Here is a 13,420-nt window from a genome sequence, read left to right as displayed (position 1 = left end):
TCCTTCTAAAAGTGGATATCTCGATTTTAGAGGGCCCCACGGGGATTAAGCAATGATTCTTGTTTTTAGAGATATTCTTGTGTCATGACCAAGCTTCCGGGGAACCACAGGCTGGCGGCGGTCGCGTCGCTGGGAGACGAGAGCCGCAGGAGGCTGTTTGATTTCGTCGCCTCAGCGGCAGATGCCGTTGGCCGGGACGATGCCGCGCAGGCTGTGGGCCTGGCGCGGAGCACTGCCTCGTTCCATCTGGACCGGCTCGTGAAAGACGGGCTGCTGGCCGTGGAGTTCCGCAAGCTCGGAGGGCGGGAGGGCCCGGGGTCCGGCCGGCCCGCCAAGCTGTACCGGGCCGCCGTGGATGAGGTCGCGGCCTCGGTGCCCGACCGCCACTATGATCTCGCCGCCGAGCTGCTGGTGTCCGCGATCGAGGACGCAACCAGCGGCGGCGGTTCGCCGCGGGAGGCCCTGCTTCGGGCTGCCCGCGCCAGGGGGCAGTCAGCGGGTGAGTCGGCAGCCCGCGCAGCCGGCCGCGAGCCGGCGGGGGCCACCGGGGCGGGGCCTGCGGACTCCGCCGGCAGCCCCGATGGCGCCGGCCCGTTCGCGGACTTCCTGGCGGGGCAGGGCTACTGCCCGGCGGACGACGGCGGCGGGGGACTGGTGCTGCTGAACTGCCCGTTCCATCGCCTCGCCGCCGGGCACGCAGGCGTGGTGTGTGCCATGAACGGAGCTTTTCTCGGCGGGGCCTCAATGGCCCTGGGGATCGAACCGGGCCGGATCGAAGCGCTCGCCATTGAAGATCTCAGGGAGCACGGCGGCGCGCGGCCCGGGCAGTGCTGTGCCCGTATTCTTCCACCGTGACCGGGCTGCCTGCGTGAGCCTGCCTGACGCGGCGGCGGGCGGTCCGGGTTGGGCCCTGCCGCTGGGGTGGCCGGCGTTGCGGGCCTGGCCCTTGATTCCGGTCAGCAGCACGCCGGCGATCACCAGGAGGCCGCCCAGGATCTGCACCAGGGTGAGCGGGGTCCCGAACAGCACGGTGATGATCGCGGTGAAGACCACCATCAGGTTGAGGTAGTTTCCGGCGGTCCCGGACGGGGTGGTTTTCAGCGCCAGGTTCCAGAGGAGATAGGAACCAAGGGACGGGAACAGGGCGATATACGCCATCGACCAGCCTTCGGCCGCGGTGTCGGGAAACCGCACGTTCATGGCGAGGGCAAACGGCGCCAGCGTCACGGTTGCGATCACCACCTGCACCGCTGTGGCCGCGATGGGCGGCACGGCCAGCCGGCGGGCAACGATGGTGTAGAAGCCCCAGACGATGATCGCGCCGATCATCATGAGCTCACCGGTGTTGACGGCGAGGCTGACCACGCGGGCCAGCTCGCCCTGGGTCAGGACCAGCAGCACACCCAGCAGGCCAAGGCAGATGCCGAGCCAGCCCAGCCGTGTGGTCTTCTCACCGAGCAGGACAATCGCCATGACCACAATGAGGGCCGGGTTTGCGGCCGTCACCAGCGAGGCGTTCATCGCGGACGTGAATCCGAGCGCGCCGTAGAGCAGCAGTGTGTAGCCGCTCATGCCCAGGACACTCAGCAGCAGAAGCACGGGCCAGCGGCGCAGCACCGCGCCCCAGTCGGGCCGTTCGATGAGGTGGGCCAGGATCAGCAGCGGCACGGCGGCCAGGCTCCAGCGCCAAAAGGTCAGGTCCAGCGGGGTCATGGAGGCTCTGGCGGCCTGTCCGACGACGAAATTGCCAGACCAGAACAAGGTGGCCAGCACAAGGCAGAGTGGCGCTTTCACCGCTTGAATGTACACCGGCCCCGTGCCTTTCACCGTGCCCTTCACCGTGCCTCAGGCCGGTGCCTTCGCCCTGACAACTTTGCTTCTGCCCTGACACTGTGCCTTCGCCCTGGCGCCGCGGCGGCCCGGGCGCGCGCAGGTAGAATTGGGCTGTGCCTGTCTACCTCGATCACGCCGCCACCACCACCCTCGCCCCGGAAGCGCTGGCCGCACTGACGCGCGAACTGGCCCGGACCGGCAACCCGTCCTCGCTGCATGGATCGGGCCGCCGTGCCCGGCGCTCCGTGGAGGACGCGCGGGAAGTACTCGCGGCGGCCGCCGGCGCCCATCCCTCGGAGATCATCTTCACCTCCGGCGGGACCGAGGCGGACAACCTGGCGGTCAAGGGCCTGTACTGGGCCCGCCGTGCCGAGGACCCGGCGCGGACCCGCATCCTCTGTTCCGCCGTCGAACACCACGCGGTGCTGGACACCGTCGAATGGCTCGAACGGCATGAAGGCGCCGACGTGTCCTGGCTCCCCGTGGATGACGCGGGCGTCGTGGACCTGGCCGTGCTCGAAGCCGAGCTGTCCCGGGATCCGGGATCGATCGCACTGGTGAGCGTCATGTGGGCCAACAACGAGGTCGGCACCATCCAGCCCGTCGCCCGGGTTGTGGAACTGGCACACGCCGCCGGCGTACCCGTCCACTCCGACGCCGTCCAGGCCTTCGGCTCCCTGCCCGTTGACTTCCGCGGGACGGGCCTGGACGCCATGTCCGTCTCCGGGCACAAGATCGGCGGACCGGTCGGCGTGGGCGCGCTGATCCTGGGCCGGGCGGTGAAGCTGACCCCGGTCCAGCATGGCGGCGGGCAGGAACGCGACGTACGCTCCGGGACGCTGGACACGGCCTCGATCGCCGCGTTTGCCGCGGCCGCCGAGGCCGTTGCCGCGAAACTCCCCGAGGAAGCTGCCAGAATCTCGGCCCTTCGCGACCGGCTGATCGAGGGGGTCCGTGCGGCCGTCCCCGAAGCCGTCCTGCGGGGCGCCCCGGGCGCCGGGCGGTTGCCCGGCAATGCGCATTTCACGTTCCCCGGCTGCGAAGGGGACTCGCTGCTGTTCCTGCTGGACCTCGCCGGCGTCGAATCCTCCACGGGCTCCGCCTGCACCGCAGGTGTTCCGAGGCCCTCCCATGTGCTGCTGGCGATGGGCCTGGACGAGGACACGGCGAGGGGGGCGCAGCGCTTTACTCTCGGGCATTCCTCAACCGACGCCGACGTCGATGCCCTCCTCGCGGCGTTGCCGGGCGCCTACGCCCGGGCCCGCCAGGCCGGCATGGCCGGGCACGAGTCCAGCATCCAGACCGCCGGAACGGTCGCGCGCGAGGCCGCCCGTCAAGCCCCCGCAGGGAGCTAATCCAGGAGCTAATCCAGCAGCTGATCCAGGGGCACCGAGGAGTCGGCAAGCAGGCCCGGACTCACGGCGGTGCGGGCGTTGATGAGCGCCTTGATCGCCTTCTGCGGCTTGGCGGCGCGGGGCCAGTTGACATTCATTCCGGCGATCACCTGGCCTTCGCGCTGCCAGAAGGCAATGAACTCCTTGTCCGCAAGCGAGCCGCGGATGACCGGCGGGCCGGCAACGAGCGTCGGGAAGCCCGAGTACTCCATGCTGACGTCGTACTGGTCCGTGTAGAAGTACGGGATGGTGTCCAGCGTGGCGTCGAGGCCGAGCATCGCCTTGGCTGCCACCTTGCCGCCATTCAGGGCATTGGACCAGTGCTCGCTGCGGTGGTGTTCCCCGGTGAACGGGTGCAGGGCGTTGGCGACGTCGCCGGCGGCGAAGATCCCGGGCGCCGAGGTCCGCAGCGACGCGTCGGTGAGGATGCCGTTGCGGATCCCGAGCCCGGCCGCCTCGGCCAGCCCGACCTCCGGCACAACGCCGACGGCGATGACCACGAGGTCGGCGGGCAGGACCTCGCCCGAGTCGGTGACCACTGCCGTCGCCCGTCCAAACAACCCCTGAATCTCGGCAGCGGACGCCGGAAGCCTGAACTGAACCCCGTGGGCCTCGTGCAGCTCGCGGAAGAAGCCGCCCAGGTCCGGACCAATCGCCGCGCCCAGCGGCACGTCCTCCAGCCCCATCAGGGTGACGGTGTTTCCAAAGGTGCTGGCGGCAGCGGCCAGTTCCATCCCGATCCACCCGGACCCGACCATGACCACGTGCAAACCGCCGCCGGCAAGGCGGGCGTGCAGACGCCGGCTGTCCTCGACCGTCCGGAACGTGCTGACGCCCTCGAGCCCGCTGCCGGGCAGCGGGATGGTCCTGGGCCGCGCTCCCGTGGCAAGCAGGAGTGAGCCGTACTCCAGCCGTCGCCCGTCATCCAGAACCACAGCCCGCGCAGCCGGGTCCAGCGCCGTGATCTGGACGCCGAGCCGGAGGTCGACGTCGTTCGCGTCGTACCACTCCTCGGGCACCACCGGCAGGGCGTCGTCGCCGGCCTTGCCCAGCAGGTACTCCTTGGACAGCGGCGGGCGCAGGTACGGCTGGTGGGACTCGGCGGCCACCAGCACCATCGGACCGCTGAAGCCCTCCGCCCTCAATGTTTTGGCGGCGGTGGCGCCGGCCAGCCCGCCGCCCACGATCACGATGTTCCCGACAGTCATGTCCGCTCGATTCCCGCGTCGGCGTGCTTCCGTTCTCTAAAACCGCTTGTCCTGACGCTAGAAGGGGGAGGCGGTCCCGTCAAGGCCTTTTGGGGAGGATTCGGCGTGGCGATAGAATGGCGGGGCAGGCATTGTGCAATTTCCAGGGGCCAGCAGTAGCACTGCGGTTCAACCCAGGTTCAACCCAGCAGTGAAAGCCCGGCAGTAGCCCAGCAGTAAAAGCCCAGCAGCACCGCAGCTGCGAACAGCAGCCCCGGAGCCTGTGACACCCCGAACCCTAGAGAAAGCCAGTATGCGAGTTCTTGCAGCCATGAGTGGCGGCGTCGATTCCGCCGTTGCCGCCGCCCGCGCCGTCGAGGCGGGGCACGACGTCGTCGGCGTCCACCTCGCGCTGTCCCGGATGCCGGGCACCCTGCGAACCGGCAGCCGCGGCTGCTGCACGATCGAGGACTCCCGCGACGCCTGGCGTGCGTGCGACATCCTCGGGATCCCGTACTACGTCTGGGACTTTTCCGAACGGTTCAAGGAAGATGTCGTCCAGGACTTCATCGATGAGTACGCCGCAGGCCGCACCCCCAATCCCTGCATGCGCTGCAACGAGCGGATCAAGTTCGCCGCGCTGCTGGAGAAGGCCATCGCCCTGGGCTTCGATGCCGTGTGCACCGGCCACTACGCGAAGGTCATCACGGACGCGGACGGCAACCCCGAACTGCACCGCGCTGCGGACTGGGCCAAGGACCAGAGCTATGTGCTGGGGGTGCTGACCCACGAACAGCTCAAGCACTCGATGTTCCCGCTGGCCGAGACGCCGTCCAAGGCCGAGGTCCGCGCGGAGGCGGAGCGCCGCGGCCTCTCCGTGGCGAACAAGCCGGACAGCCACGACATCTGTTTCATTCCCGACGGCGACACCGCCGGCTGGCTCGCCGAGAAGATTGAAATGACCACGGGGGACATCGTGGACGAATCCGGCGCGAAGGTCGGCGAGCACCCGGGCGCCAACGCGTTCACCGTGGGCCAGCGCCGCGGGCTGAAGCTCGGCACCCCGGCCGCGGACGGCAAGCCGAGGTTCGTGCTGGAGATCCGGCCCAAGGAGAACAAGGTGGTGGTGGGACCGGAGGCCCTGCTCGCCATCGACGAAATCCGAGGCATCAAGGTCTCCTGGGCGGGGCTGCCCATCGCCGAGGTGGCGACCGGCGAAGAGTTTGACTGCTACGCCCAGGTCCGCGCCCACGGCGACCCCGTCCCTGCCCGCGCACACATGGCGGACAACGAGCTTGTGGTCACCCTCACCGAGCCCCTGCGCGGCGTGGCCCCCGGCCAGACGGTGGTGCTCTACCAGGGCAGCCGCGTGCTCGGCCAGGCCACGATCGATGCCGCGCGCTCGCTGCAGAGGGCCGCGCTCTAGCCGCCCGCCCCACCGACTCCAGCAAAGGGTCCCGCCAGTTGGCGGGGCCCTTCGTCGTCTGTACCCTCCGTCGTCGTCCGACTACCCGGCCGTCCAGGGCGCCCGGACGCGCAGGACCCTGCCGAAGATCCGGGCGGAATCCTGCAGAAAATGAGAGAAACCTTCGAATCGTGTAAATTTTGTGTCTCAACTCACAAAATGCAACGTTTCACCGAATGATCGTCTGGTTGAATCTAGGAATCAGCAAAGCGTGCCGCCCGACGAGTCAGTCGTTTCACTTCGGGCTGCGCTAGAACGCATCGAACAGAAAGTTCACAGATGGCAATGAACAAAAAGGCCTGGCACAGCGTCATCGCGCTGGCCGGGGTTTCCGCCTTTGCACTGACGGCCTGCACAGGGCCGACCGGGGGCGCTGGCGGGTCATCAGCCGCAGCAAGCGGTCCGATCGCCTACGGCACCACGGACAAGGTCACTGCCTTGGATCCGGCGGGCGCGTATGACAACGGTTCGTTCATGGTGATGAACCAGATCTACTCCTTCCTCCTCAACTCGAAGCCCGGCAGCGCAGATCCCGTGCCGGACCTGGCCGAGTCCGCGTCCTTCACCTCGCCGAACGAGTACACGGTCAAGCTCAAGCCGGGCCTCAAGTGGGCCAACGGCCACACGCTCGACTCCAAGGACGTCAAGTTCTCCTTCGACCGGCAGACCAAGATCAACGATCCCGCCGGTCCTGCAAGCCTGCTGACCAACATCGAAAGCATCACCGCCCCCGATGCCAACACCGTGGTCTTCAAGCTGAAGCAGGCGAACGACCAGACCTTCGCTCAGATCCTCAGCAGCCCCGCCGCGCCGATCGTAGACGATGAAGTCTTCCCGGCCGACAAACTGCTTGACGATGACTCGATCGTCAAGGCCAAGGCGTTCTACGGCCAGTACGTGATCGACACGTACAAGAAGAACGAGCTGGTCAGCTTCAAGGCATTCCCTGACTACCAGGGGGTTCTCGGCAAGCCGGCCAACGACGCCGCCACGATCAAGTACTACGCCGACCCCACCAACATGAAGCTGGACATCCAGCAGGGCAACATCGACGTCGCGAACCGCAGCCTGAGCGCCACCGACGTCGATGACCTGAAGAAGGACTCCAAGGTCAAGGTCAACGTTGGCCCCGGCGGCGAAATCCGCTACATCACGTTCAACTTCGACACGATGCCGTTCGGTGCCAAGGCTGCCGACGCCGATCCGGCCAAGGCGCTCGCCGTCCGCCAGGCCATCGCGAACCTCGTTGACCGGCAGTCCATCGCGGACCAGGTCTACAAGGGCACCTACCTGCCGCTGTACTCCAACGTTCCCAACGGCTTCCTGGGCGCCAACGAATCGTTCAAGGACGCTTACGGCGACGCCGGCAAGCCGAGCCTGGACAAGGCCAAGAAGGTCCTGGCCGACGCCGGCGTGACGACCCCTGTCTCGATGAACCTTCAGTACAACCCGGACCACTACGGCAAGTCCTCCGGCGACGAGTACGCCATGATCAAGGACCAGCTGGAGAAGTCCGGTTTGTTCAAGGTCAACCTGCAGTCCACGGAATGGGTCACCTACAGCAAGGCCAGCCGCGCCGACGAATACCCGCTGTTCCAGTTTGGCTGGTTCCCCGACTTCAGTGACGCCGACAACTACCTGACCCCGTTCTTCCCGGAGGGCGGCTTCCTGAAGAACCACTACAACAACCCCACCGTCAACGACCTGATCAGCAAGCAGCTCACCACCGTCGATAAGACTGAACGCGAGTCCACGATCAAGGATGCGCAGAATGCCCTCGCCAAGGACATCTCCACGCTTCCGTTGCTCCAGGGCGCGCAGGTTGCCATTTCCGGCAGCGGTGTCAAGGGTGTCGATTCCACCCTCGATGCCTCCTTCAAGTTCCGTTTGGGAACTATTTCCAAGTAAGGCTGCAGCCCTGCTGTCCTGACCAGCGGGGCGCCCTCGCGGCGCCCCGCCTTTGCTGGTCATTGCCGCATCCTGCAGTTCACGCCGGCCCGCCCAAGGCCGCGACAGCACAATCTTAGGTACCAATGACAACATTGACTGAGGCGCCGCTAAACGACGCCGACGGACTTCTTCCGTCCAAGAAAAAATCCTCGGGTGGGGGCTTGGGGACCTACATCCTGATCCGGTTCTTCCTGATCATTCCGACCATTTTCATTCTGGTGACTTTGGTCTTCTTCCTGATGCGGGTCATCGGCGACCCCATCACTGCAGCCCAGGGCGGCAGGCTTCCGCCGGAGGCGCTCGCGCAGCGCATCCACGACGCCGGCTACGACCGCCCGATCCTCGTGCAGTACCTCGAATACGTCGGCCAGGTGGCGACCGGCAACTTCGGCACCACCATCACCGACCGCCGCCCTGTGGTCGAAATGATCATCACGTTTGGCACGGCAACCCTGGAACTGGCCATCAATGCCCTCATCGTGGCGCTGTTGGTCGGCATCCCGCTCGGGCTGATCGCCGCCTACCGGCGCGACAAGGCGCCGGACGCATTCCTGCGGTTCTTCGCCATCCTCTGCTACGCGACCCCGGTGTTCTTCGCCGGCCTGCTGATGAAGCTGGCCTTCTCCGTCTGGCTGGGCTGGCTGCCCGTCGCAGGACGGGCCTCCACCAGGACCGAACTGGCCATGGGAAGCCTGGCCGCACCGACCGGGATCTACTGGCTCGATGCCTTGCGCAGCGGCAACATGGCCGCGTTCGGCGATGTCGCGGCCCATTCCGTCCTCCCCGCACTCACCCTCGGGCTCTTGACGGCAGGGGTCTTCCTGCGGCTGGTCCGCACCAACGTCATCGGCACTCTCGGCAAGGATTACGTCGAGGCCGGCAGGTCCCGTGGCGTCAGTAATTACCGGCTCGTGACCAAGCATGCCTACAAGCCTGCCCTCATCCCGATCATCACTGTCATGGGGCTCCAGATTGCCCTCCTGCTCGGCGGCGCCGTCCTCACGGAGTCCACCTTCGAGTGGAAGGGCCTCGGCTACCAGCTGGTGCAATACCTGAACGCCCGCGACTTCGTCGCCGTCCAGGGAATCGTCGTGATGCTGGCGGTCATCGTTGCCGTCACGAACTTCATCGTGGACGTCGTCGCAGCCCTGATCGACCCGCGAGTGAGGTACTAGCCATGAATGCAACCAAAGTAAGCGGGCGCAAGCAGCCCCTCATCTACCGGCTGCCGGTGATCTCGCATTTCCGCTCGAGCGTCGGGCTGCAACGCGGCATGCTCGTCACGGGCATGGTGCTGGCCGCCCTCTTCCTGCTCGTCGCCGTGTTTGCGCCGTGGATCGCGCCCTACGGGTTTGCCCAGCTCAGCGACGCCGCCGGTCCCTTCCCGACACAGCAGCCCCCCAGCCCGGCCCACATCTGGGGCACCACGGTTGGTGGCTATGACGTCTACTCCCGGGTGCTCTGGGGTGCCCAGACGGCCGCCGTGGTGATCATCGTGGCCGTCGCGATGTCGATCTTCCTCGGTGTAGCCCTCGGCCTCGTCAGCGGCTACTTCGGCGGCTGGCTGGACCGGGTGTTCGTGGTGATCGCCGATGCGATCTATGCTTTCCCGTCACTGCTCCTGGCCATCGTGATGTCAATCGTCATCAGCCACGGGCAGTCCAGTTTCTGGGGAGGCATTGTTGCCTGCTCCATCTCCATCTCGGTGGTGTTCGTCCCGCAGTACTTCCGGGTTATCCGTGCCGAAACCATCCGGCTGAAGGCGGAGCCGTACGTCGAATCAGCCAAAGTGGTGGGTGCCTCCAGCATCCGCATCATGGGCCGGCACATCTTCAAGAACGCAACCCGCACGCTGCCGCTGATTTTTACGCTGAACGCGTCCGAGGCAATCCTGACCCTGGCGGGCCTCGGCTTCCTGGGGTTCGGCATCGAACCCACCTCCGCCGCCGAGTGGGGCTATGACCTGAACAAGGCCATTGCAGATGCCTCCTCGGGCATCTGGTGGACCGGTGTCTACCCCGGTACGGCGATCGTCCTGACCGTGCTTGGGCTGACCCTCGTCGGTGAGAGCATCAACGACCTCAACGATCCCCGCCTGCGGGGCCGCAAGAAGGCCGTGGCAGGCAAGGGCGGACCAGACTCCACCGCCGGCACCCAGGCTGCACTCGAAGCAGAATCGAGAGTTCTATGACCACCAACATCGACAAGCCCGGCGCAGGCGCAGGCCCGGTCCTTGACATCGACCGGCTCAAAGTCACCTTCGCCACCGACGCCGGGGATGTGTATGCCGTCAAGGACGTGAGCCTCCAGGTCAACCCCGGCGAGGTCGTCGCCATCGTTGGCGAGTCGGGATCCGGCAAGACCGTGACCGCCAAGACCATCCTGGGACTGCTGCCGGAGACGGCCATCAGCCAAGGCGCTGTCCTGATCAACGGCAACAACGTCATCAGCGTCAGCGAAGCCAAGCTGCGGGAGATCAGGGGCCGCGACGTGGCCATGGTGTTCCAGGAGCCATCCACCGCCCTCAACCCGGTCTTCACCGTGGGGTGGCAGATTGCCGAGGGCATCCGCGCACACGCCGGCAGCGGCGGCCGCAGCAAGGTCTCGGCCAAGGAGGCCAAGGCGCGGGCAATTGACGCCCTCCGCAAAGTTGGCATCCCGGACCCGGAAACTCGGGTCAACTACTATCCGCACCAGTTCTCGGGCGGCCAGAAACAGCGCGTCGTGATTGCCGCCGCGCTGGCCCTGAACCCTGGCCTCATCGTGGCCGACGAGCCCACGACCGCCCTGGATGTCACCGTGCAGGCCGAGATCCTTGAACTGCTGCGGGACCTGCGCGACAACTACGGGACCTCCATCGTGCTGATTACGCACAACATGGGCGTCGTCGCCGACCTCGCCGACCGCGTCGTGGTCATGTACCAGGGCGACGTCGTGGAGGAGGCGTCCTCAAGGGTGCTGTTCGCCGAGCCCAGGGAGGACTACACCAAGAAGCTCCTCGCCGCCGTCCCGCACCTGGGCCGCAACTCCGCCTCGGAGGGCATGGTCGAACGCGCCCACCAGGGCGGCAAGGTGCTGGTCGAGGCAAAGAACCTGACCATCGAGTATCCGGGGCGGCTCGGCAGCCCGGCGTTCAAGGCCGTCGACGGCGTCAGCTTCACCGTGTCCGAAGGCGAAGTCTTCGGCCTCGTGGGGGAGTCCGGCTCCGGCAAAACCACCATCGGCCGGGCAATCGCCGGCCTGAACCGCACCACGGGCGGCAGCCTGAATGTGCTGGGCTACGAGATGCTGAACTTCAAGGAGCGCACCTTCAAGCCGCTCCGCAAGGAGATCGGCTTCGTGTTCCAGGACCCGGCGGCCTCTTTCAACCCGCAGCTGACCATCGGCGACTGCGTGGCGGAACCGCTGATCATCCACTCCAACCCGACCGCGGCCGAGGCACGCAAGAAGGTCGGTGAACTGCTCGAGTCCGTGCAGCTGCCGGCGTCGTACGCTGACCGGTTCCCGCACGAACTCTCCGGCGGGCAGCGCCAGCGCGCCTCGCTGGCGCGGGCGCTCATCCTGAACCCGAAGCTGCTCATCGCCGATGAGCCGACCTCGGCCCTGGACGTGTCCGTGCAGGCCGTTGTGCTGGAGCTGTTCAAGGAGATCCAGCAGGAGTTCGGCTTCGCGTGCCTGTTCATCAGCCACGACCTCGCCGTGGTGGACATGCTCTCCCACTGGGTCGGCGTGCTCTACAAGGGCAAGATGGTGGAGCAGGGCCTCGGCAACCAGGTGATGGGCAACCCGCAGCACGACTACACGAAGAAACTCATCGCATCCCTGCCCGTTCCGGATCCCGACGAACAGGCCAGGCGCCGCGAGGCGTTCAAGGCCGTGCTCCACAGCTAACCGCCGGAACCGGGCACCTGCCCGATCCGGCGCGGCCCGATCCTGCGCCGGCCCGGGCTCCGGCAGGGCCACAGCCAATGGGCATGCCCACCGTTCACCATGAACGGTGTGCATGCCCATTAGTGTCTCCGCGCGCGCCTGCAACGGTGCTTAACAGCGGGAGGCATTCGCCGCCGAACCCCTAGACTGGGTCAATGACCGAGCAGAACCCCACCCTTCCCGAAGCCGATTCCTACGACCCGGCGGCAAGCTCCCTGGCCGGTTCCGTGGATCCCGCGGTCATGGCGGAGCTGCTGTCGATCCGCTCCAGCATCGACAACATCGATGCCACCCTGGTCTTCCTCCTCGCCGAACGCTTCAAAGCCACCCAGAAGGTCGGCTTCCTCAAGGCCGCGCACCACCTTCCCGCCGGAGACCCGGGCCGTGAAACGGCGCAGATCGCCCGGCTGCGGCACCTCGCCGCCGAAGCCCACCTGGACCCGGCCTTCGCGGAGAAATTCCTGAACTTCATCATCGGCGAGGTCATCCGCCACCACGAGGCCATCGCCGAGGACCACCAGGCCGCCCAGGCCTCCGGCTCCGCGGACGCCGCCCGCGCCGCAGACGCCTAGCCATGCCAGCACCAGACGCGCCCGCACCGGGCCAGGTGACCGCGACCGCCCTTGGCCCCTGGCCGGGCGAGGACCCGGCCGAGGCCGCCCGCATCATCCGCGGTGAACTGGGCAGCCCGCACCTGCCGTTCCTCGCCGAGCTTCCCGATCGCGGCGTCGGCTCCGATTCCCTGGGCCGGACCGCCTCTTTGCTCGTGGAACTCGCCGTCGACGTCCAGCCGCATGGATGGCGGTTCGTGGACCGGCCCGGCAAGGACCTGCAGCGGGCCAAGTCGGCCCTGTCCACCGACATCAACATCCTGGCGGACGTGATCGGCGTCGAGGAAGTACCGTCGGACGATATCAAGATCCAGCTGCGCGGGCCGCTCAGCCTTGCCGCCGGGCTGCACCTGCACAACGGCGAGCGGGCCCTGATCGACTACGGTGCCCGCAGGGACATCGCGGATTCGCTCGCAGCGGGCGTGGAAGGCTACCTCAAGCGGGTGGCGGCGGCTGCCCCCGGTGCCCGGATCGTCGTCCAGATCGATGAACCTGAAATTGCGTCGGTGCTGGCCGGCACCATTCCCACCGCCAGCGGTTACCGGACCCTGCGTTCGGTGCCGGGCCGGGAAGTGACCGAGTCCTGGCAATTGGTGATCGACGCGCTCCGGGCCGCGGGCGCCGTCGAGACCGTTGTGGCCGTCTCCGAAGTCGAGGCGCCGTTCGAGCGGATCCTGGCGGCAGGCGCGGATGGAATCGCCGTGCCGCTTCGGGCACTGACCTCGCGCCAGTGGGAACAACTCGCGGGCGCGGTGGAGGCCGGCAAGCGGCTCTGGGCCGGCGCGCTGGACGTGGCTGATCCTGCCGCGTCACTGCCAAGGGTCCGCGACGTCGTGGAAAACGTATGGCGCCCATGGCGGCAGCTGGGTCTGCCCGCGTCCACGCTGGGGGCGCTCCGGGTCACGCCGTCGGAGGGCCTGGCGCGGCACTCACCCGCCACTGCAGCGGCGGTCCTGACCCGGCTGACCCAGGTGGCGGACGGGCTCAACCAGCTCGCCCTCGGCTAGCGCGGCACCTTCGGCCGCCGGCGGTCCGGGCCGCAACCGGGTC

Annotated in this window: 11 protein-coding genes; 9 read left to right on the top strand and 2 right to left on the bottom strand. The window is 67.2% G+C overall.

The features are described from left to right. Positions 1 to 84: 84 nt before the first annotated feature. Positions 85 to 855 (top strand): helix-turn-helix transcriptional regulator, encoded by a 771-nt coding sequence (locus AC1DZV_RS13695; RefSeq protein ID WP_476953910.1) that lies wholly within the window; start codon positions 85 to 87, stop codon positions 853 to 855. Here AC1DZV_RS13695 and AC1DZV_RS13690 read toward each other — a convergent pair. Beyond that, positions 742 to 1,794 carry a DMT family transporter gene (locus AC1DZV_RS13690; protein ID WP_476953909.1) on the bottom strand — a complete coding sequence of 351 codons (1,053 nt, stop codon included), beginning with the start codon at positions 1,792 to 1,794 and terminating at the stop codon, positions 742 to 744. The two genes, AC1DZV_RS13695 and AC1DZV_RS13690, sit on opposite strands and share 114 nt — an antisense overlap. A 152-nt stretch (positions 1,795 to 1,946) precedes the next feature. Here AC1DZV_RS13690 and AC1DZV_RS13685 point away from each other — a divergent pair, with 152 nt between their 5' ends. Continuing rightward, positions 1,947 to 3,188: a cysteine desulfurase family protein gene (locus AC1DZV_RS13685; RefSeq protein ID WP_476953908.1), complete on the top strand. Its 1,242-nt coding sequence runs from the start codon at positions 1,947 to 1,949 to the stop codon at positions 3,186 to 3,188. 8 nt (positions 3,189 to 3,196) lie between these two features. Here the strand turns inward: AC1DZV_RS13685 and AC1DZV_RS13680 are convergent, their stop codons facing one another. After that, complete coding sequence (locus tag AC1DZV_RS13680) at positions 3,197 to 4,435, bottom strand: NAD(P)/FAD-dependent oxidoreductase (RefSeq protein WP_476953907.1); 1,239 nt, start codon at positions 4,433 to 4,435, stop codon at positions 3,197 to 3,199. A gap of 292 nt (positions 4,436 to 4,727) precedes the next feature. Here AC1DZV_RS13680 and mnmA point away from each other — a divergent pair, with 292 nt between their 5' ends. The 7 genes from mnmA (at position 4,728) to AC1DZV_RS13645 (ending at position 13,377) form a co-directional block, all read left to right on the top strand. Next, positions 4,728 to 5,840, top strand: a complete 1,113-nt coding sequence (gene mnmA / locus AC1DZV_RS13675) for a tRNA 2-thiouridine(34) synthase MnmA (RefSeq protein WP_243181186.1) — start codon at positions 4,728 to 4,730, stop codon at positions 5,838 to 5,840. A gap of 318 nt (positions 5,841 to 6,158) precedes the next feature. Further along, the gene (locus AC1DZV_RS13670; protein ID WP_028275994.1) at positions 6,159 to 7,787 is read left to right on the top strand and encodes an ABC transporter substrate-binding protein; all 1,629 of its coding nucleotides are present in this window, start codon (positions 6,159 to 6,161) and stop codon (positions 7,785 to 7,787) included. A 125-nt stretch (positions 7,788 to 7,912) separates the two neighbouring features. After that, positions 7,913 to 9,004, top strand: coding sequence for an ABC transporter permease (locus tag AC1DZV_RS13665; protein ID WP_028275995.1), 1,092 nt, complete (start codon positions 7,913 to 7,915; stop codon positions 9,002 to 9,004). Between the two features lie 2 nt (positions 9,005 to 9,006). Continuing rightward, a complete protein-coding gene (locus tag AC1DZV_RS13660; RefSeq protein ID WP_476951095.1) occupies positions 9,007 to 10,020 on the top strand; it encodes an ABC transporter permease in 1,014 nt (337 codons plus the stop codon). Beyond that, positions 10,017 to 11,720: an ABC transporter ATP-binding protein gene (locus AC1DZV_RS13655; protein WP_476951094.1), complete on the top strand. Its 1,704-nt coding sequence runs from the start codon at positions 10,017 to 10,019 to the stop codon at positions 11,718 to 11,720. Before AC1DZV_RS13660 ends, AC1DZV_RS13655 begins: the two co-directional genes overlap by 4 nt. Positions 11,721 to 11,914: 194 nt before the next feature. Continuing rightward, the gene (locus AC1DZV_RS13650; RefSeq protein ID WP_476951093.1) at positions 11,915 to 12,331 is read left to right on the top strand and encodes a chorismate mutase; all 417 of its coding nucleotides are present in this window, start codon (positions 11,915 to 11,917) and stop codon (positions 12,329 to 12,331) included. Positions 12,332 to 12,333: 2 nt separating this feature from the next. Next, the gene (locus tag AC1DZV_RS13645) at positions 12,334 to 13,377 is read left to right on the top strand and encodes a uroporphyrinogen decarboxylase/cobalamine-independent methonine synthase family protein (protein ID WP_476953906.1); all 1,044 of its coding nucleotides are present in this window, start codon (positions 12,334 to 12,336) and stop codon (positions 13,375 to 13,377) included. The last annotated feature ends 43 nt before the right edge of the window (positions 13,378 to 13,420 follow it).

It is taken from the genome of Arthrobacter sp. P1_D12, assembly GCF_056406175.1.
The sequence above is the reverse complement of the archived record's forward strand: the minus strand, read 5'-3'. Positions and strand labels throughout refer to the sequence as shown.

Bases quoted from the DNA above. Each gene is read 5' to 3' on its own strand.
- AC1DZV_RS13695 (WP_476953910.1), top strand. From the start codon at position 85: ATGACCAAGCTTCCGGGGAACCACAGGCTGGCGGCGGTCGCGTCGCTG.
- AC1DZV_RS13680 (WP_476953907.1), bottom strand. From the start codon at position 4,435: ATGACTGTCGGGAACATCGTGATCGTGGGCGGCGGGCTGGCCGGCGCC.
- mnmA (WP_243181186.1), top strand. From the start codon at position 4,728: ATGCGAGTTCTTGCAGCCATGAGTGGCGGCGTCGATTCCGCCGTTGCC.
- AC1DZV_RS13670 (WP_028275994.1), top strand. From the start codon at position 6,159: ATGGCAATGAACAAAAAGGCCTGGCACAGCGTCATCGCGCTGGCCGGG.
- AC1DZV_RS13665 (WP_028275995.1), top strand. From the start codon at position 7,913: ATGACAACATTGACTGAGGCGCCGCTAAACGACGCCGACGGACTTCTT.
- AC1DZV_RS13660 (WP_476951095.1), top strand. From the start codon at position 9,007: ATGAATGCAACCAAAGTAAGCGGGCGCAAGCAGCCCCTCATCTACCGG.
- AC1DZV_RS13655 (WP_476951094.1), top strand. From the start codon at position 10,017: ATGACCACCAACATCGACAAGCCCGGCGCAGGCGCAGGCCCGGTCCTT.
- AC1DZV_RS13650 (WP_476951093.1), top strand. From the start codon at position 11,915: ATGACCGAGCAGAACCCCACCCTTCCCGAAGCCGATTCCTACGACCCG.
- AC1DZV_RS13645 (WP_476953906.1), top strand. From the start codon at position 12,334: ATGCCAGCACCAGACGCGCCCGCACCGGGCCAGGTGACCGCGACCGCC.